This is a genomic window from Mesorhizobium sp. LSHC412B00 (assembly GCF_000503035.1).
In the GTDB taxonomy this organism is placed as follows: domain Bacteria; phylum Pseudomonadota; class Alphaproteobacteria; order Rhizobiales; family Rhizobiaceae; genus Mesorhizobium.
In genome coordinates, this window is sequence record NZ_AYWB01000003.1 from 486,362 (window position 1) to 506,435 (window position 20,074).

Below are 20,074 nucleotides of genomic sequence, written 5' to 3' on the forward strand. Positions count from 1 at the left end.
CATGCGGCTTCAGGCAGGCGAAAAATCGAGATCGGCAGGGACGGGCTGGTCATCACCTATCCGGATTTCCGGCAAAGGATCTGAAAGCGCGTCAGACAACTCTTTACAGCGCGCCCGGAAGCTTTTAGGAAGCGCCTGCGCTGAAACGCGCGTACGGGCATAGCTCAGTTGGTAGAGCGGCGGTCTCCAAAACCGCAGGTCGTAGGTTCGAGCCCTGCTGCCCGTGCCATTTTCCTCATTGGAATCCGGCATTTTAGAAACGCCTTGTTTTGGCTCCTCGTTTGGTTGGGCTGAAGCCGCGTACTCGACGAGCGACGTTCCGAAGGCATGCGCAGAGCGAGAGCGCTGATGCGCAATGCCGAAGTCGGCGTATTTCCACGACCGATTTCCTTGATTCAACTGCCATTGGCGAGCCAATTGCCGTTTGCGTTCACAATTCAGAATAGGCCTATTTTGCTGCCGCCGGCTGCTTTTCAGCGGCTGCGAATTATTGGAAGCGGGATGCTGGCCTGGCTTCTGGAATTTTTTTGAATAGGGCTCTTGAACCGGTTTTCAGCCCTTCCTAATTCGTTTCCCGCCGAGGCCGATTGGCTTGGCAAAAGGCGGCGCTGCTGGGCGGCGCCCTTGTACCCATGTTGCTTCAAGGAGGATGTGGCTATGAGAACCTTTGATACTCTCTATCGGACCACCGTCGGTTTCGACCGGCTTTTTGACATGCTCGACAGCGGCACGCGTCCAGACTGGCCGCCCTATAACATCGAGAAGGTCGACGAGAACGATTACCGTNTGCACCAGGGCATCGCCTATCGCAGTTTCAGGCAGACGTTCAAGCTTGCCGACCACATGAAGATCAAGGCAGCAAACCTTGAGAAGGGTCTCCTGACCATCGACATCGTCCGTGAGATTCCCGAAGAGCTGAAGCCGCGCCGCATCAGCATCGGGGCCGGCGACGCCCAGGTGGGCGGCAAGCAGATCGCCCAGGATACGGAACGCACCCGCAAAGCGGCCTGATCGTATCGATTCAGTTATCCCTGCGGTCCGCCTCCCGGCTTCGGCCGGGAGGCCCAGATTGCGGAGAATGGAGATGGACAACTTCTACGAGACACCGACACTTTCTGCGGCACGCTCGGGCAAAATTGAAACTTCTTTGTGCCTGCTCGACAATCCAGACAACGTCATCAACCATCCGCGCCTCAGTCGTGGAGAAAAGCGGGCACTGCTTTCCTCGTGGGCGTCCGATGCCTGCGCGGTGGAAAACCAGCCTGCCTTGCGCCGCCTGGACAACGGCACGGTAATCCCTGTCGACCAGATTCTGAGGGCGTTGAAGGCTCTGGATGAGAAACCCACGCTGGGGAAAGAGACTTCAGGCCGGGTGCTGCCTTGGCGACCCTCCTCGCGCCGCAGCGTTCTCAAAGCTTGGCGGCATAGTGGCCGTTCTTTCGGCCCCGACGATGACGACGACCCGCCCCCGTGCCCGGCAGTGATCGCGCCGCGCCCACGCCCACCACGCGGAATCGGCGCAGTGGCCGGGGTCGAACTCGCCTGCGCCTGAGCTAACCTTGGGTTGATCCAGCTGCCTCGGCATGGGCAGCTGGATTCCAATCTTGCGTGCGCTTCATTTGGTTTCCAAAACAGCAGGTCGCAGGTTCGTCCGCAACGCCATTTCCTCGAACTTGTAATCACGTGCCTGATTTCCGGATGCACCCCTGGAATGGGGTCTGGCATTGAAAAACGGCAGGTGGCTTGCCATATTGGGCGAACTGAGGCATAAGGCCCCGATAGCCGGGACGGGACGACTGGATGGTTCCGAGGCGGCGTTTGGTCATAAAGCGGACACTTGCCACTTGCGTGGATCAAGAATCGGTTTTATGTAGACACAACAGACACGCGACGCGTGGAGCTGGGAAGCCGGCTTTACGCGTCCGATTTGCATGGGCGAAATGGCGCTGATTCGGCGCCGACTTGAACCCAGGCGGCACGTCCCGGCCAGCGGGATCATCCAGGAGACCCGGCCAACGGGTCTTGAAGACAGAGCGGCATATGGCTTCGAAAACCACAAATCCTTTCGTCTTTCTCCAGCAGGTCCGCGCGGAGACCGCCAAGGTGACTTGGCCGTCGCGCCGGGAGACGATGATCTCGACGGTGATGGTGCTCGTATTCGCGGTCATCGCGATGATCTTTTTCTTCACCGCCGACGTGGCCATGGGCTACGCGATCGAGCGGTTACTGAGCCTCGGCCATTAAGTCCGGCGATTACGGAGAAGTCTTGAAATGACCGCGCGCTGGTACATCGTCCACGCCTATTCGAACTTCGAAAAGAAGGTCGCCGAGGACATTGAGAACAAGGCCAAGCAGAAGGGCCTGTCCGCCGATATCGAGCAGATCGTGGTGCCGACCGAGAAGGTCGTCGAAATCCGCCGCGGCCGCAAGGTCGATGCCGAGCGCAAGTTCTTTCCGGGCTATGTGCTGCTCAAGGCCAATCTGACCGATGCGGTGTTCTCGCTTGTCAAGAACACGCCGAAGGTCACCGGCTTCCTCGGTGACTCCAAGCCGGTGCCGATCACCGAAGCCGAGGCGCAGCGCATCCTGAACCAGGTTCAGGAAGGCGTCGAGCGGCCGAAGCCCTCGGTCACTTTCGAGATCGGCGAGGCGATCCGCGTTTCGGATGGTCCGTTCGCCTCGTTCAACGGTTTCGTCCAGGAAGTGGACGAGGAGCGGGCGCGGCTCAAGGTGGAAGTTTCGATCTTCGGGCGCGCCGTGCCGGTCGATCTGGAATTCGGACAGGTCGAAAAGGGCTGATCCGAAAACCCTGCGCCGGTTCGCCGGCAAGGGGAGGCGGCGCGGGAAGCGCGCGGCCGTGAACGGGTGGGAGGCGAATGCGGCTTTAGCCGGCCGCGCGGACCGCACCACCAGACTGCAACCGCCGGTGTTCCCGATACTGGGGCCGGCATGAGATAAAGGCAGGAAAGAGATGGCTAAGAAAATTGCAGGCCAGCTCAAGCTCCAGGTCAAAGCGGGATCGGCTACGCCGTCTCCGCCTATCGGCCCGGCACTTGGTCAGCGCGGCATCAACATCATGGAATTCTGCAAGGCGTTCAACGCGCAGACCCAGGAAATGGAAAAGGGATCGCCGATCCCGGTCGTCATCACCTATTACCAGGACAAGTCCTTCACCTTCGTCATGAAGACGCCGCCGGTGAGCTACTTCCTGAAAAAGGCGGCGAACTTGACTTCGGGTTCGAAAGAGCCGGGCAAGATCAAGGCCGGCACGATCGGTCGCGACAAGGTGCGCGCCATCGCCGAACAGAAGATGAAGGATCTGAACGCAAACGACGTCGAGGCGGCCATGCGCATGGTCGAGGGCTCCGCCCGCTCGATGGGTCTGGAAGTGGTGGGCTGAGATCATGGCAAAGATTGCAAAGCGTGTATCGAAGTCCCGCGACGGCATCGACCCCAACAAGGCCTATGCCCTTGGTGAGGCGCTGAAGCTGCTCAAGGACCGTTCGACGGTGAAGTTCGACGAGACCATCGAAGTTGCGATGAACCTCGGCGTCGACCCGCGCCATGCCGACCAGATGGTCCGCGGCGTGGTCAACCTGCCGAACGGCACCGGCCGCTCTGTCCGCGTCGCCGTGTTCGCACGTGGCGGCAAGGCCGATGAGGCTCGCGCCGCCGGCGCCGACATCGTCGGTGCCGAGGATCTGGTCGACATCGTCCAGAAGGGCACGATCGACTTCGATCGCTGCATCGCCACGCCGGACATGATGCCGCTGGTCGGCCGTCTGGGCAAGGTGCTGGGCCCGCGCGGCATGATGCCGAACCCGAAGGTCGGCACCGTCACCACCGACGTCGCCGCCGCCGTCAAGGCATCGAAGGGCGGCGCTGTCGAGTTCCGCGTCGAGAAGGCCGGCATCGTTCATGCCGGCGTCGGCAAGGTTTCGTTCGACGTCAAGGCGCTGGAAGAAAACGTCCGCGCCTTCGCCGATGCCGTGACCAAGGCAAAGCCGGCTGGCGCCAAGGGCAACTACGTCAAGAAGGTGTCGGTCACCTCGACGATGGGCCCGGGCCTCAAGCTCGACGTCTCGACGCTCGCAGCGTCTTGATACGAACATCTGGATCGGCTGCCAAGGCGCTGATCCGCAAGTGAATTCCGGGCCTCCGACTTGTCGGCGGCCCGGTACCGGAAGTCGAGAGGCTTCCGGACATCCTGTCCGAGATTGCAGGCGGCCCAGAAGCCTTAATTGAATTGGGCCTGCATGAGACGGGTGAAAACCTGACAACGGAGCGACAAGCTCCAATGAAAGGTTCGAACCGTGTTTGCCTTTTGTCTGCGCATCTCCGGCTTGCCGTCGATGTGGCGAAAGGGGGCAGGATCCTCGAGCGTCGTTCGGGAGATCTGTAATGGATGGCCCGGCCGGCAAAAAGGCAACCCGACGCCTGTCCCACTAGCGGGGCAGGGGTCAACTGGAGATAGGCAGTGGACAGAGCGGAAAAACGCGAACTCGTCACGGGCCTGAATGGTGCTTTTGCAGGCGCTGGTTCAGTCGTCGTGGCCCACTACGCCGGTATCACCGTCGCGCAAATGAACGACCTTCGGTCGAAAATGCGCGCTGCCGGTGGCACCGTCAAAGTCGCGAAGAACCGTCTCGCCAAAATCGCTCTTCAGGGCACGGACTCCGCATCGATCATCGACCTGTTCAAGGGACAGACGCTGATCGCTTATTCGGAGGATCCGATTGCGGCGCCGAAGGTCGCGTCCGATTTCGCCAAGGGAAATGACAAGTTGGTCATTCTCGGCGGCGCAATGGGCACCACCTCGCTCAACGCCGACGGTGTGAAGGCACTCGCCACACTTCCGTCGCTCGATGAGCTGCGCGCCAGGCTGGTTGGCATGATCGCCACGCCGGCAACCCGGATCGCCCAGATCGTCAATGCGCCAGCGGCTTCGGTCGCGCGCGTCATCGGCGCTTACGCCCGGAAGGACGAGGCGGCATGAGGCCGTTCCTCGCTATCACAAACACACGTTCGAACCTGATGAAGGAATACAACAATGGCTGATCTGGCAAAGATCGTAGACGACCTTTCGAAGCTGACCGTCCTCGAGGCGGCCGAGCTGTCGAAGCTTCTGGAAGAAAAGTGGGGCGTTTCGGCTGCTGCTCCGGTGGCGGTTGCCGCTGCCGGCGGCGCTGCCGCTGCTGCTGCTCCGGCTGAGGAAAAGACGGAATTCGACGTCGTCCTCACCGAGGCAGGCGCTCAGAAGATCAACGTCATCAAGGAAGTCCGCGCCATCACCGGCCTGGGCCTCAAGGAAGCCAAGGATCTGGTCGAAGCAGCTCCGAAGCCGGTCAAGGAAGCCGTTTCCAAGGCTGACGCTGAGAAGTTCAAGGCCCAGCTGGAAGCAGCCGGCGCCAAGGTCGACCTGAAGTAAGCGTAAAAGCGGCGGGCGGCCTCGCGCCGTCCGCCACTCCCTTCATCAGAGGGGAGGATGCGTAGCGCGAGATGTACGAGAACCTCTTTCCTGAGGGCCGAAACCGGCCTTCAGGAAACGGGTTTTCTCCCGTTTTAGCCGTCGCCGCCAGGCGGCGGGAAACAGATCAGGGGCCGCCGCCGAGGTGGCCGCGCATGCAAGGTGAGCCGCGGCGAGGCTCGCCCCGAGTTTATAGCTAAGGAGCGACGATGGCCCAGACCCAGACTTTCAATGGCCGCAGACGCGTACGCAAGTTCTTCGGAAAGATTCCGGAAGTTGCGGAGATGCCGAACCTGATCGAGGTTCAAAAAGCATCCTATGACCAGTTCCTGATGGTGGCGGAGCCCAAGGGTGGGCGTCCGGACGAGGGACTGCAGGCCGTTTTCAAGTCGGTTTTCCCGATCTCCGATTTCTCCGGCTCCTCGATGCTGGAGTTCGTGAAGTACGAGTTCGAAGGACCGAAATTCGACGTTGACGAATGCCGTCAGCGCGACCTGACCTATGCCGCGCCACTCAAGGTGACGCTGCGCCTCATCGTGTTCGATATCGACGAGGATACCGGCGCAAAGTCGATCAAGGACATCAAGGAGCAGGACGTCTATATGGGCGACATGCCGCTCATGACGCTCAACGGCACCTTCATCGTCAATGGCACGGAGCGCGTCATCGTCTCGCAGATGCACCGTTCGCCGGGCGTCTTCTTCGACCATGACAAGGGCAAGTCGCACTCCTCGGGCAAGCTTTTGTTTGCGGCGCGCGTCATTCCCTATCGCGGTTCGTGGCTCGACATCGAGTTCGATTCCAAGGACGTCGTGCACGCCCGCATCGACCGCCGCCGCAAGATTCCGGTGACGTCGCTCTTGATGGCGCTCGGCATGGACGGCGAAGAAATCCTGTCGACCTTCTACAACAAGATCACCTACAAGCGCGCCGGTGACCACTGGCGCATCCCGTTCAACGTCGAGCGTTTCCGCGGCCTGAAGGCCGTTGGCGACCTCGTCGATGCCGACACCGGCGAAGTTGTCGTCGAGGCCGGCAAGAAGATCACCGCCCGCCAGGCAAGAGCGCTTGGCGAAAAGGGTCTGAAGGCGATCAAGGCGACCGACGAGGATCTGCTCGGCAATTACCTGGCCGAGGACATCGTCAACTACGGCACCGGAGAGATTTTCCTCGAAGCCGGCGACGAGATCGACGAAAAGACGCTGAAGGTGCTGCTCGGCACGGGCGAAAGCGAGATCAAGGTTCTCGACATCGACCACGTCAATGTCGGCGCCTACATCCGCAATACGCTCAACGTCGACAAGAACGAGAGCCGCCAGGACGCACTGTTCGACATCTACCGTGTCATGCGCCCGGGCGAGCCGCCGACGCTTGAAACCGCCGAAGCCATGTTCAACTCGCTGTTCTTCGACTCGGAGCGCTACGACCTGTCGGCCGTCGGCCGCGTCAAGATGAACATGCGCCTCGAGCTCAAGGCTGAGGATACCGTGCGCGTGCTGCGCAAGGATGACATCCTGGCCGTGGTCAAGACGCTGGTCGAACTGCGCGACGGCAAGGGCGAGATCGACGACATCGACAATCTCGGCAACCGCCGCGTGCGTTCTGTCGGCGAGCTGATGGAGAACCAGTACCGCGTCGGCCTGCTGCGCATGGAGCGCGCGATCAAGGAACGTATGTCCTCGATCGAGATCGATACGGTGATGCCGCAGGACCTGATCAACGCCAAGCCGGCGGCTGCCGCCGTGCGCGAGTTCTTCGGTTCCTCGCAGCTGTCGCAGTTCATGGATCAGACCAACCCGCTGTCGGAGATCACCCACAAGCGCCGCCTGTCGGCACTTGGCCCGGGCGGTCTGACCCGCGAGCGCGCCGGCTTCGAAGTGCGCGACGTGCACCCGACGCATTACGGCCGCATCTGCCCGATCGAGACGCCGGAAGGCCCGAACATCGGTCTGATCAACTCGCTGGCGACCTTCGCGCGCGTCAACAAGTACGGCTTCATCGAAAGCCCGTACCGCAAGATCGTCAACGGCAAGCTGACCAATGAGGTCGTCTATCTCTCCGCTATGGAAGAGTCCAAGCACCACGTCGCGCAGGCCAATGCCGAGCTCGACAAGAATGGTGGTTTCGTCGACGAATTCGTCATTTGCCGCAGCGCCGGCGAAGTGATGATGGCGCCGCGCGAAAACGTCGATCTGATGGACGTGTCGCCCAAGCAGATGGTGTCCGTGGCCGCGGCGCTGATCCCGTTCCTCGAGAACGACGACGCCAACCGCGCGCTGATGGGCTCCAACATGCAGCGTCAGGCCGTGCCGCTGGTGCGCGCCGAAGCGCCGTTCGTAGGCACCGGCATGGAGCCGATCGTTGCCCGTGACTCGGGCGCCGCCATCGGCGCCCGCCGCGGCGGCATCGTCGACCAGGTGGACGCGACGCGTATCGTCATCCGCGCCACGGAAGATCTCGATCCCGGCAAGTCGGGCGTCGACATCTACCGGCTGATGAAGTTCCAGCGTTCGAACCAGAACACCTGCATCAACCAGCGTCCGCTGGTGCGCATGGGCGACCGCGTCAACAAGGGCGACATCATCGCCGACGGTCCGTCGACCGAGCTCGGCGATCTGGCGCTCGGCCGCAACGTGCTGGTCGCGTTCATGCCGTGGAACGGCTACAACTACGAGGACTCGATCCTGCTCTCCGAGCGCATCGTGGCCGACGACGTCTTCACCTCGATCCACATCGAGGAATTCGAGGTCATGGCCCGCGACACCAAGCTTGGACCGGAGGAAATCACACGCGACATTCCGAACGTTTCGGAAGAAGCGCTGAAGAACCTCGACGAAGCCGGCATCGTCTATATCGGCGCGGAAGTGCAGCCGGGCGACATCCTGGTCGGCAAGATCACGCCGAAGGGCGAAAGCCCGATGACGCCGGAAGAAAAGCTCCTGCGCGCCATCTTCGGTGAAAAGGCGTCCGACGTTCGCGACACCTCGATGCGCATGCCTCCGGGCACCTTCGGCACCGTCGTCGAAGTGCGCGTCTTCAACCGCCACGGCGTCGAGAAGGACGAGCGCGCCATGGCGATCGAACGCGAGGAGATCGAACGCCTCGCCAAGGACCGCGACGACGAGCAGGCGATCCTCGACCGCAACGTCTATTCGCGGCTTTCCGACGTTCTCGTCGGCAAGGAAGCGATTGCCGGGCCGAAGGGCTTCAAGAAGGGCTCGAAGCTGTCGAAGGATACGCTGGACGAGTATCCGCGTTCGCAGTGGTGGCAGTTTGCAGTGGAGAACGAAAAGCTCCAGAGCGAACTGGAAGCCCTGCGTGGCCAGTACGACGATTCCAAGAAGGCGCTCGAGCAGCGCTTCATGGACAAGGTCGAGAAGGTCCAGCGCGGCGACGAAATGCCTCCGGGCGTCATGAAGATGGTCAAGGTCTTCGTGGCCGTGAAGCGCAAGATGCAGCCGGGCGACAAGATGGCGGGACGTCACGGCAACAAGGGTGTCGTGTCGCGGATCGTTCCGGTCGAGGACATGCCTTTCCTCGAGGACGGCACGCATGCCGATATCGTGCTCAACCCGCTGGGTGTGCCGAGCCGCATGAATGTCGGCCAGATCCTGGAAACGCATCTGGGCTGGGCATGCGCGGGCATGGGCAAGAAGATCGGCGAGCTGATCGACGCGTACAAGACGGCTGGAGACATCAAGCCGTTGCGCAAGACGCTCGAGAGCTTCATCCCAGCCAACGACCGCAACGAGCCGGTCCGCGAATATGACGACGAGAGCATCGTTCGCCTCAGCGAGCAGATGCGCCGCGGCGTCTCTATCGCGACACCGGTGTTCGACGGCGCGCATGAAGTCGACATCAACATCATGCTGGAGCAGGCGGGCCTGCACACCAGCGGTCAGTCGCAGCTCTATGACGGACGCACCGGCGAGCCGTTCGATCGCAAGGTGACGATGGGCTATATCTATATGCTCAAGCTTCACCACCTGGTGGACGACAAGATCCACGCGCGTTCGATCGGTCCGTACTCGCTCGTTACCCAGCAGCCGCTGGGCGGCAAGGCGCAGTTCGGTGGCCAGCGCTTCGGCGAAATGGAGGTCTGGGCGCTGGAAGCCTATGGCGCCGCCTACACGCTGCAGGAAATGCTGACGGTGAAGTCGGACGATGTCGCCGGCCGCACCAAGGTCTACGAGGCGATCGTGCGCGGCGACGACACGTTCGAGGCCGGCATTCCCGAGAGCTTCAACGTGCTCGTCAAGGAAATGCGGTCTCTCGGCCTCAATGTCGAGCTGGAGAATACCAAGCTCGACGACAACCCTGTCCGGCTGCCAGATGCTGCCGAATAGGGGCGCGGCCGAGTAAGCAAGACATCCGGTCGCGGAACGCCGCGACCGGATGCAACAAATTCTACGGCCAGTGGGCCGACCACTCAGCGGGCATTTGGCCCGCGTTAGATGCAAGGGGTTTTCGAGGACCCCGAAAAGGAGAACGGCATGAACCAAGAGGTCATGAATCTCTTCAATCCGCAGGCGCCGGCGCAGGTGTTCGATTCCATCCGGATATCGCTCGCCAGCCCTGAGAAGATTCTGTCCTGGTCGTTCGGCGAGATCAAGAAGCCGGAGACCATCAACTACCGCACCTTCAAGCCGGAGCGTGACGGTCTGTTCTGCGCGCGCATTTTTGGCCCGATCAAGGACTATGAATGCCTGTGCGGCAAGTACAAGCGCATGAAGTACAAGGGCGTCATCTGCGAAAAGTGCGGCGTCGAAGTCACGCTGTCGCGCGTTCGCCGCGAACGCATGGGCCACATCGAGCTGGCGGCACCTGTCGCTCACATCTGGTTCCTGAAGTCGCTGCCGTCGCGCATCGGCACACTGCTCGACATGACGCTGAAGGACATCGAGCGCGTCCTCTACTTCGAGAACTACATCGTCACCGAGCCTGGCCTCACCGCGCTGAAGGAGCACCAGCTGCTCAGCGAGGAAGAGTACATGATCGCCGTCGACGAATATGGCGAGGATTCGTTCACCGCCATGATCGGTGCCGAGGCCATTCATGACCTTCTGGCCGGCATGGACCTGGAGAAGATCGCCGGCGACCTGCGTTCGGAACTGGCTTCGACCACGTCCGAGCTGAAGCAGAAGAAGTATCTGAAGCGACTCAAGGTCGTCGAGAACTTCATGGAGTCCGGCAACCGTCCGGAATGGATGATCATGAAGGTGGTTCCGGTGATCCCGCCGGACCTGCGCCCGCTGGTTCCTCTGGATGGTGGACGTTTCGCGACGTCCGACCTGAACGATCTCTATCGCCGCGTCATCAACCGCAACAACCGTCTGAAGCGGCTGATCGAGCTGCGCGCCCCCGGCATCATCGTGCGCAATGAAAAGCGCATGCTGCAGGAAGCCGTCGATGCGCTGTTCGACAACGGCCGTCGCGGCCGCGTCATCACCGGCGCCAACAAGCGTCCGCTGAAGTCGCTGTCCGACATGTTGAAGGGCAAGCAGGGCCGGTTCCGCCAGAACCTGCTCGGCAAGCGCGTCGACTATTCGGGCCGTTCGGTCATCGTCACCGGTCCGGAGCTCAAGCTGCACCAATGCGGCCTGCCGAAGAAGATGGCGCTCGAACTGTTCAAGCCGTTCATCTACGCCCGCCTCGACGCCAAGGGGTTCTCCTCGACCGTCAAGCAGGCCAAGAAGCTGGTCGAGAAGGAGCGTCCGGAAGTCTGGGATATCCTCGACGAGGTCATTCGCGAGCATCCGGTGCTCTTGAACCGTGCGCCGACGCTGCACCGCCTCGGCATCCAGGCGTTCGAGCCGATCCTGATCGAAGGCAAGGCGATCCAGCTGCATCCGCTGGTCTGCACGGCCTTCAACGCCGACTTCGACGGCGACCAGATGGCCGTTCACGTGCCGCTGTCGCTGGAAGCGCAGCTTGAAGCCCGCGTGCTGATGATGTCGACCAACAACATCCTGCACCCGGCTTCCGGCGCGCCGATCATCGTGCCGTCGCAGGACATGGTCCTGGGTCTCTACTATCTCTCGATCGTCAATCAGAACGAGCCGGGCGAAGGCATGGTGTTTGCCGACATGGGCGAACTCCAGCATGCGCTCGAGACCAAGGCGGTGACGCTGCACTCCAAGATCAAGGGTCGCTTCCGCACGGTCGACGCCGAAGGCAAGGTCGTGTCGAAAATCTACGACACCACGCCTGGCCGCATGATCATCGGCGAACTGCTGCCGAAGAACGTCAACGTGCCTTACGAGACCGCCAACCAGGAGATGACCAAGAAGAACATCTCCAAGATGATCGACACCGTCTACCGCCACTGCGGTCAGAAGGAGACGGTCATTTTCTGCGACCGCATCATGGCCCTCGGCTTCAGCCACGCCTGCCGCGCCGGCATTTCGTTCGGCAAGGACGACATGCTGATCCCGGACGCCAAGATCAAGTTGGTTTCCGACACCGAAGCTTTGGCCAAGGAATACGAGCAGCAGTACAATGACGGCCTGATCACTCAGGGCGAGAAGTACAACAAGGTCGTCGACGCCTGGGCCAAGTGCTCGGAAAAGGTCGCCGACGAGATGATGGCCCGCATCAAGGCCGTCGAGTTCGAGGACAGTGGCCGTCAAAAGCCGATGAACTCGATCTACATGATGTCGCATTCGGGTGCGCGTGGTTCGCCCACCCAGATGCGTCAGCTCGCCGGCATGCGCGGCCTGATGGCAAAGCCCTCGGGTGAAATCATCGAGACGCCGATCATCTCGAACTTCAAGGAAGGCCTGACCGTGCTCGAGTACTTCAACTCGACCCACGGCGCCCGCAAGGGTCTGGCCGACACCGCCTTGAAGACGGCGAACTCGGGTTACCTCACCCGTCGTCTGGTCGACGTGGCGCAGGACTGCATCGTCAACTCCGTGGATTGCGGCACCGACAAGGGCCTCACCATGCAGCCGATCGTCGATGCCGGTCAGGTCGTTGCTTCGGTCGGTCAGCGCGTGCTGGGCCGCACCTCGCTCGACGACATCACGCATCCGGTTTCGGGCGAAGTTCTGGTCAAGGCCGGAACGCTGATGGACGAACGTGACGTGGAAAAGATCGAAAAGGCCGGCGTGCAGTCGGTCCGCATTCGCTCGGCACTGACCTGCGAGGTCAGGATCGGCGTGTGCGCGGTCTGCTACGGACGCGATCTTGCCCGCGGCACCCCGGTCAACCAGGGCGAAGCCGTCGGCGTCATCGCGGCGCAGTCGATCGGCGAGCCGGGCACCCAGCTCACCATGCGTACCTTCCACATGGGCGGTACGGCGCAGGTGGTGGACAGCTCGTTCCTTGAAGCCTCGTATGAGGGCAAGGTCGAGATCCGCAACCGCAACGTGGTGCGCAACTCGGACGGCCAGCAGATGGTCATGGGCCGCAACATGGCGGTGCTGATCCTCGACGAAGCCGGCAAGGAGCGTGCCTCGCATCGCCTTACCTATGGTTCGCGCATCTTCGTGGACGATGGCGACAAGGTGAAGCGGGGCCAGCGTATCGCCGAATGGGATCCCTATACCCGCCCTGTCCTTACCGAAATCGAAGGCAAGGTGTCGTACGAGGATCTGGTCGACGGCATTTCCGTTCAGGAAACGGCCGACGAATCGACCGGCATCACCAAGCGCGAGGTCATCGACTGGCGCTCGACGCCACGCGGCAACGACCTCAAGCCGGCGATCGCCATCCTTGACCCCAAGGGCAAGGTCGGCAAGCTGTCGAAGGGCGGCGACGCCCGCTTCCTGCTCTCGGTCGAGGCCATTCTTTCGGTCGAGCCGGGTTCGCAGGTTCGTCCCGGCGACGTTTTGGCGCGTATCCCGATGGAAAGCGCGAAGACCAAGGACATCACCGGCGGTCTGCCGCGTGTTGCCGAGCTGTTCGAGGCACGTCGTCCGAAGGATCACGCCATCATCGCCGAGATCGATGGCACGATCCGCTTCGGCCGCGACTACAAGAACAAGCGCCGCATCATCATCGAGCCGCATGACTCGACGCTTGAGCCGGTCGAATACCTGATCCCGAAGGGCAAGCCGTTCCATCTCCAGGACGGCGACGTCATCGAGAAGGGCGACTACATCCTCGACGGCAATCCGGCGCCGCACGACATCCTGGCGATCAAGGGCGTGGAAGCACTTGCTTCCTACCTCGTGAACGAAATCCAGGAAGTCTACCGTCTGCAGGGCGTGTCGATCAACGACAAGCACATCGAGGTGATCGTTCGCCAGATGCTGCAGAAGGTTGAGATCACGGTACAGGGCGACTCGACCTACATTCCGGGCGACCACGTCGACGTGATCGAACTGGAAGAGGTCAACGAGCGCCTGGTCGAGGACGGCAAGAAGCCGGCCGAAGGCCAGCCGGTGCTGCTGGGCATAACCAAGGCCTCGCTGCAGACGCCTTCCTTCATCTCGGCCGCCTCCTTCCAGGAGACGACCAGGGTGCTGACCGAAGCTGCGGTTGCCGGCAAGACCGACATGCTGCAGGGCCTGAAGGAAAACGTCATCGTCGGCCGGCTGATCCCGGCCGGTACCGGCGGCACGATGAGCCAGATCCGGCGCATCGCCACCTCGCGCGACGAACTGATCATCGACGAGCGCCGCAAGGCGTCCGGTGTCGAGGTCGCCGAGCCGATGCTGACCGACATGGTCAACGCCGCGCAGTAAGCGCGGTAGGACGAGAAGAAGGAAGGGGGCCCCAGTGGCCCCTTTTCGCGTTTTGACCCCCATCGAATCGAGGAAAACATGAGCAAGAAGGTTTGGACTGACGTCGACGACTACATCGTTTCCTCTCTCTTCGAGGCAGATCCCATCCTCGAAGCGGTGCTTGCGGCCAACCGCGACCAGGGCCTGCCGGCCATCGACGTATCGCCGGCGCAGGGCAAGCTGCTGTCGCTGCTGGTCCGCATCAGCGGCGCCAGGAAGGTGCTGGAGATCGGCACGCTTGGCGGCTACTCGACCATCTGGATGGCAAGGGGATTGCCCGTCGGCGGCAAGATCGTGACGCTCGAACTCGAGCCGCATCATGCAAAAGTCGCGCACTCGAATCTCGAGCGGGCAGGGGTGCCGGACAAGGTCGAGCTCAGGATCGGCCCCGCGCTTCAGTCGCTTGAGACGCTGGCTGCCGAAAATGCCGGTCCGTTCGATCTGATCTTCATCGACGCGGACAAGCCGAACAACCCGAATTATCTGTCATGGGCCATGCGCCTGTCGCGGCCGGGGACGGTCATCATCTGCGACAACGTCATCCGCGACGGCACCGTGCTCAACGACGATGGCCGTGACGCGTATGTCGAAGGCGCACGCGGTGCGTTTTCCTTCATCGGCGGCGACAAGCGCCTGGACGGCACCGCCATCCAGACCGTCGGCGCCAAAGGCTATGACGGCTTTGCGATTGCGATCATCGAGTAAGGCTGCATGGTGAGTGTCCGGACTGCGGTCCGGCAGAACTCATCGTTCAATCGAAGAACGCTCCCACCACATTGCGCTTGCCGAGCATGAAGGCGTCGGCCACGTGCTGCAGGGGTGCCAAATCGACATCGGAGACGCCGGCGCGTACGATTTCAGCGAAGCGCCGGTAAAGCTGGGGATATTCGGCCTCCGGCTCGTCGTGAACCACCTTGCCGTCGATGGCGAGCTTGGTGCCGCCGCCGGACAGCACCATCTTGCCCTTGTCGGTGTCGGCCAGGATGTCCCAGCTCTGTGGTCCCGTCTGCAGCCAGTCGAGCTCCATGGTCACCGGCAACCCATCCGAGGTACGGAAGGTCACGTGGGCCGCCACAGGCGAGGCGCGGTTTTCCGGGAAGTCGAGGACGGCCGAGGTGATGAACATCGCCGGCAGGATGTGGGTTGCGATCGACAGTGCGTTTATGCCGGGATCGAAGACGCCGAAACCGCCCGGCGCCCAGATCCAATCCTGGTTCGGATGCCAGCGGCGGACATCTTCCTTCCAGGCGATGGCAGCCGAGTTGACCTTGGCCGACGCTAGGAAGGCGCGCGCGGCCTCCACTGCCGGCGCGTAGCGCGAATGCCAGCTGGCGAACAGTGAAACGCCATTGGCTGCCGCCAGCTGCTTCAGGTCCTCGACCTCACTGACCGTAGCGCCCGGCGGCTTCTCCAGGAAAACATGCTTCTTCGCCATCAGCGCGGTGCGTGCCGCGTCGTAGCGGAACTGCGGCGGCATGCACAGCGAGACGGCCTCGAGGTCGGGCACCGCGTCGAGCATCGCCTCAATGGTCGGAAAATTCGGGATGCCGTCCACCTTGCCGTGCCGGCTGGCAGCGGCGATGAGGCGGTAGTCCGCATCCTTGGCCACTGCCGGCAGATGCTGGTCGCGCACGATCTTGCCGACGCCGACGATGCCGAGCTTGATGGGACCATTGTTCGAGGGCATGGGAACTCCGCGGATTCGAATTTGGCTGGTTAAGTCGCCCGGTTCTTAGCAGAGAACCGGTGCCGGGCAAGCCGGCGCGGTGACAGGCGCAAGCAGCCGGCGACGCTCAGAGCGGAACCTCGAACGTAACGATCGACACTTCGCCTTCGAGCGCGCCCTGGAAGGCCGACAGATGCGGCTCCTCGTCGGGTACGCCCTCCATATCGCCGATCTGGTCGAGCTCAGCTTCGGCATAGCCTTCGGCGGCGAGCGATTCGAGCGCCCGGCGCACGGCCGAATCGTCGTCGGGCGCGACCAGCATCACATGCACGCCTTCCGGCTTGCCGCCCTTCTTTTTCCAGACGCGGCCGGTGATGATGGTGACCGGGCGCTCCTCATTGTCGTTCACGGGCTGATTCCTTTTGAGACGGGTGCGGGCGAGGGGATTTGCGCTGTCCATGGTGCCTTTTGCCATGAAGAACCCGCGCATGACAGCCAAAAGCCGGTCACTTTCTTGTCTGCGCGGGTCACTTTCTTCCTCTGCCTTGCAAAATGAAGAAAGAAAATTACATGCGTCTTTCACATGGCTGCCAAGCCGTCGTCAGCGCGCAATATTTGGCGTGCCGGGGTTGACGGTTCACGGTCTTGCGAGTAGAAGCCGCCCAGTCAGAACCGATGTGAGGCTCTCCCTTCCGAAGCGACACGCTTTGGAGTTTGCCTCAAACAGGGTTCGTTTTACGAGCGAAAAGACATTTCCGGCGCGCATGAAGCGGTTCCCGCTTCCTCTGCATTTTGTTCGGGCAGGACCGCGAGGCGCGGTTTATGGCCCGAATTTGCGTATGGAATTGGCGCTTTGAGCGGCCCTGACCGGGCGAGACACGGAATTGAGAGACAAGAGGGTTTAATGCCTACCGTCAACCAGCTGATCCGCAAGCCGCGCATTGCGCCGGTGAAGCGCAACAAGGTCCCGGCCATGCAGCAGAACCCGCAGAAGCGGGGCGTCTGCACGCGCGTCTATACAACGACGCCGAAGAAGCCGAACTCGGCACTGCGCAAGGTGGCCAAGATCCGCCTGACCAACGGCTTTGAAGTGATCGGCTACATCCCCGGCGAAGGCCACAACCTTCAGGAACACTCCGTGGTCATGATCCGCGGCGGCCGCGTCAAGGATCTTCCGGGCGTGCGCTACCACATCATCCGCGGCGTGCTCGACACGCAGGGCGTGAAGAACCGCAAGCAGCGCCGTTCGAAGTACGGCGCCAAGCGTCCGAAGTAAGGGGCGTCCGAAGTAAGATTTTCCGGCCCTGGCGCTGCTTGAATGCGTCGGGCTACGAGATTGAGAGACAAAAGCCATGTCGCGTCGTCACAGTGCAGAAAAGCGTGAGATCAATCCGGACCCGAAGTTCGGCGATCTGATCGTCACCAAGTTCATGAACGCCGTCATGTATGACGGCAAGAAGTCGGTTGCCGAGACCATCGTCTACGGTGCGCTCGACCAGGTTCAGTCGAAGACCAAGCAGGAGCCGGTCACCGTCTTCCATCAGGCGCTCGACAATGTCGCGCCGCATGTGGAAGTCCGGTCGCGCCGCGTCGGCGGCGCTACCTACCAGGTTCCGGTCGATGTGCGCCCCGAGCGCCGCCAGGCCCTGGCGATCCGCTGGCTGATTGCAGCTGCGCGCAACCGCAACGAGACCACCATGGTCGACCGCCTCTCCGGCGAGCTGATGGACGCGGCCAATAACCGCGGCACCGCCGTGAAGAAGCGTGAAGACACCCACAAGATGGCAGAAGCCAACCGCGCTTTCGCGCACTACCGCTGGTAAAGCGCGAACGAGACTGAGAAGGCATCCACGATGGCCCGCGAATACAAAATCGAAGACTACCGCAATTTCGGTATCATGGCGCATATTGACGCCGGCAAGACGACGACCACCGAGCGCGTCCTCTATTACACGGGCAAGTCGCACAAGATCGGCGAAGTCCACGACGGCGCTGCCACCATGGATTGGATGGAGCAGGAGCAGGAACGCGGCATCACCATCACGTCCGCCGCCACCACGACCTTCTGGAAGGGTCGCAGCGGCAAGATGTACCGCTTCAACATCATCGACACTCCCGGACACGTCGACTTCACCATCGAAGTCGAGCGTTCGCTGCGCGTGCTCGACGGCGCCATTGCGCTGCTCGATGCCAATGCCGGTGTCGAGCCGCAGACGGAAACCGTCTGGCGCCAGGCCGACAAGTATAAAGTTCCGCGCATGATCTTCTGCAACAAGATGGATAAGATCGGCGCCGACTTCTACCGCTCGGTCGAGATGATCGGCTCGCGTCTTGGTGCGCATGCCGTCGTCATGCAACTGCCGATCGGCGCTGAGACCGAGTTCAAGGGTGTCGTCGATCTCGTCGAGATGAACGCGCTGGTCTGGCGCGACGAGACGCTGGGCGCTGCCTGGGACGTCGTCGAGATCCCGGCCGACCTGCAGGCTCGCGCCGAAGAATACCGCGAGAAGATGATCGAAGCCGCTGTCGAAATGGACGAGACGGCACTCGAGAATTACCTCGAAGGCAAGATGCCGTCGAATGACGAGATCCGCGCGCTGATCCGCAAGGGCACCATCGCGGTCAAGTTCTACCCGATGTTCTGTGGCTCGGCCTTCAAGAACAAGGGCGTGCAGCCGCTGCTCGACGCCGTCGTCGAATACCTGCCGTCGCCGGCCGATGTTCCCGCCATCAAGGGCGTCGACGCCAAGACCGACGCCGAGATCGAGCGTCATGCCGACGACAACGAGCCGCTGTCGATGCTGGCCTTCAAGATCATGAACGACCCGTTCGTCGGTTCGCTGACCTTTGCCCGCATCTATTCGGGCAAACTGACCAAGGGCATCTCGGTCGATAACACCGTCAAGGGCAAGAAAGAGCGCATCGGCCGCATGCTGCAGATGCATGCGAATTCGCGCGCCGACGTCGAAGAAGCCTTTGCCGGCGACATCGTTGCTCTGGCCGGCCTCAAGGACACGACCACCGGCGACACGCTCAGCGATCCGCTGCACCCGGTCATCCTCGAGCGCATGGAATTCCCCGATCCGGTCATCCAGATCGCCATCGAGCCGAAGACCAAGAACGACCAGGAAAAGATGGGCCTCGCCCTTCACCGCCTGGCCGCCGAGGATCCGTCCTTCCGCGTCAAGACCGACGAGGAAAGCGGCCAGACCATCATTTCGGGCATGGGCGAACTTCACCTCGACATCATCGTCGACCGCATGCGTCGCGAGTTCAAGGTCGAGGCCAATGTCGGCGCGCCGCAGGTGGCTTACCGCGAGACCATCACCCGCAGGCACGAGCAGGACTACACCCACAAGAAGCAGACCGGCGGTACCGGTCAGTTCGCTCGCGTCAAGATCGTGTTCGAACCGAACCCGGAAAGCTCGGAGTTCGAGTTTGAGACCAAGATCGTCGGCGGCGCCGTTCCCAAGGAATACATCCCGGGTGTCGAAAAAGGCATCAACAGCGTCATGTCGTCGGGTCCGTTCGCGGGCTTCCCGATGATCGGCGTCAAGGCGACGCTCATCGACGGCGCGTACCATGATGTTGACTCCAGCGTCCTGGCCTTCGAAATCGCCGGCCGCGCCTGCTTCCGTGAAGCCGCACCCAAGCTTGGCGTGCAGCTGCTCGAGCCGATCATGAAGGTCGAAGTCGTGACGCCGGAAGACTATGTCGGCAGCGTCATCGGCGACCTGAACGGCCGTCGCGGCCAGATCCAGGGCCAGGAAGCGCGTGGCGTGGCTGTCGTCATCAACGCGATGGTGCCGCTGGCCAACATGTTCAAGTACGTCGACAACCTGCGCTCGATGAGCCAGGGCCGCGCGGCCTACACGATGCAGTTCGATCACTATGAGCCTGTGCCGACCGCGGTCGCCCAGGAAGTCCAGAAGAAATACGCGTAACCTGAACGGGTTGCATCGGTAACTTAATTCAAGGCCCGTACGGGCGAGCAGATTGGAGACATCACATGGCAAAAGGTAAATTCGAGCGTAACAAGCCTCATGTGAACATTGGCACGATTGGCCACGTCGATCATGGCAAGACGTCGCTGACGGCGGCGATCACGAAGTATTTTGGCGAGTACAAGCGCTACGACCAGATCGATGCGGCGCCCGAAGAGAAGGCCCGCGGCATCACGATTTCGACGGCGCACGTCGAATACGAGACGGC

18 protein-coding genes and 1 tRNA gene are annotated in these 20,074 nt (G+C 61.7%); 17 read left to right on the forward strand and 2 right to left on the reverse strand.

All coding sequences use genetic code 11. The features are described from left to right. Positions 1-153: 153 nt before the first annotated feature. From X757_RS155825 to X757_RS155775, 13 genes are all read left to right on the forward strand, one after another. Positions 154-229: transfer RNA gene (locus X757_RS155825), tRNA-Trp, on the forward strand. Between the two features lie 119 nt (positions 230-348). After that, positions 349-531, forward strand: coding sequence for a hypothetical protein (locus X757_RS1000000167855; protein ID WP_156933420.1), 183 nt, complete (start codon positions 349-351; stop codon positions 529-531). A 126-nt stretch (positions 532-657) separates the two neighbouring features. Beyond that, a complete protein-coding gene (locus X757_RS155820) occupies positions 658-1,011 on the forward strand; it encodes an Hsp20 family protein (RefSeq protein WP_023725781.1) in 354 nt (117 codons plus the stop codon). Between the two features lie 73 nt (positions 1,012-1,084). Then, positions 1,085-1,552, forward strand: coding sequence for a hypothetical protein (locus X757_RS1000000167860; RefSeq protein ID WP_023725782.1), 468 nt, complete (start codon positions 1,085-1,087; stop codon positions 1,550-1,552). 488 nt (positions 1,553-2,040) lie between these two features. Further along, complete coding sequence (gene secE, locus X757_RS155815; protein ID WP_023667439.1) at positions 2,041-2,244, forward strand: preprotein translocase subunit SecE; 204 nt, start codon at positions 2,041-2,043, stop codon at positions 2,242-2,244. Between the two features lie 27 nt (positions 2,245-2,271). Beyond that, entirely contained in the window at positions 2,272-2,799 is a 528-nt protein-coding gene (gene nusG / locus X757_RS155810) for a transcription termination/antitermination protein NusG (protein ID WP_006333333.1), read from the forward strand. 172 nt (positions 2,800-2,971) lie between these two features. Then, a complete protein-coding gene (gene rplK / locus X757_RS155805; RefSeq protein WP_006333334.1) occupies positions 2,972-3,400 on the forward strand; it encodes a 50S ribosomal protein L11 in 429 nt (142 codons plus the stop codon). 4 nt (positions 3,401-3,404) lie between these two features. Continuing rightward, positions 3,405-4,103, forward strand: a complete 699-nt coding sequence (rplA, locus tag X757_RS155800) for a 50S ribosomal protein L1 (protein ID WP_023667438.1) — start codon at positions 3,405-3,407, stop codon at positions 4,101-4,103. 374 nt (positions 4,104-4,477) lie between these two features. Beyond that, positions 4,478-4,996, forward strand: a complete 519-nt coding sequence (gene rplJ / locus X757_RS155795) for a 50S ribosomal protein L10 (protein WP_023667437.1) — start codon at positions 4,478-4,480, stop codon at positions 4,994-4,996. Positions 4,997-5,050: 54 nt separating this feature from the next. After that, on the forward strand, positions 5,051-5,428 hold the full coding sequence (gene rplL / locus X757_RS155790) for a 50S ribosomal protein L7/L12 (protein WP_023667436.1): 378 nt from the start codon (positions 5,051-5,053) through the stop codon (positions 5,426-5,428). Positions 5,429-5,676: 248 nt separating this feature from the next. Continuing rightward, positions 5,677-9,813 (forward strand): DNA-directed RNA polymerase subunit beta, encoded by a 4,137-nt coding sequence (gene rpoB, locus X757_RS155785; protein WP_023686024.1) that lies wholly within the window; start codon positions 5,677-5,679, stop codon positions 9,811-9,813. Positions 9,814-9,960: 147 nt separating this feature from the next. Beyond that, on the forward strand, positions 9,961-14,157 hold the full coding sequence (gene rpoC, locus X757_RS155780; RefSeq protein ID WP_023667434.1) for a DNA-directed RNA polymerase subunit beta': 4,197 nt from the start codon (positions 9,961-9,963) through the stop codon (positions 14,155-14,157). 78 nt (positions 14,158-14,235) lie between these two features. After that, a complete protein-coding gene (locus X757_RS155775) occupies positions 14,236-14,901 on the forward strand; it encodes an O-methyltransferase (RefSeq protein ID WP_023725783.1) in 666 nt (221 codons plus the stop codon). A gap of 46 nt (positions 14,902-14,947) precedes the next feature. Here the strand turns inward: X757_RS155775 and X757_RS155770 are convergent, their stop codons facing one another. Both X757_RS155770 and X757_RS155765 read right to left on the reverse strand, forming a co-directional pair. Continuing rightward, positions 14,948-15,883, reverse strand: coding sequence for a Gfo/Idh/MocA family protein (locus X757_RS155770; protein ID WP_023667432.1), 936 nt, complete (start codon positions 15,881-15,883; stop codon positions 14,948-14,950). A gap of 106 nt (positions 15,884-15,989) precedes the next feature. Beyond that, positions 15,990-16,271, reverse strand: coding sequence for a transcriptional regulator (locus tag X757_RS155765; protein ID WP_023713029.1), 282 nt, complete (start codon positions 16,269-16,271; stop codon positions 15,990-15,992). A gap of 495 nt (positions 16,272-16,766) precedes the next feature. Between X757_RS155765 and rpsL the strand changes: the two genes are divergently transcribed. The 4 genes from rpsL to X757_RS155745 all read left to right on the forward strand — a co-directional run. Beyond that, positions 16,767-17,138 (forward strand): 30S ribosomal protein S12, encoded by a 372-nt coding sequence (gene rpsL, locus X757_RS155760; RefSeq protein ID WP_006333356.1) that lies wholly within the window; start codon positions 16,767-16,769, stop codon positions 17,136-17,138. 76 nt (positions 17,139-17,214) lie between these two features. Next, complete coding sequence (gene rpsG, locus X757_RS155755) at positions 17,215-17,685, forward strand: 30S ribosomal protein S7 (protein WP_008875664.1); 471 nt, start codon at positions 17,215-17,217, stop codon at positions 17,683-17,685. 30 nt (positions 17,686-17,715) lie between these two features. Further along, positions 17,716-19,806: an elongation factor G gene (fusA, locus tag X757_RS155750; RefSeq protein ID WP_023667430.1), complete on the forward strand. Its 2,091-nt coding sequence runs from the start codon at positions 17,716-17,718 to the stop codon at positions 19,804-19,806. Positions 19,807-19,871: 65 nt separating this feature from the next. Further along, positions 19,872-20,074 (forward strand): GTP-binding protein (locus X757_RS155745; protein ID WP_023716381.1); only part of this gene is annotated, 203 nt, incomplete at its 3' end.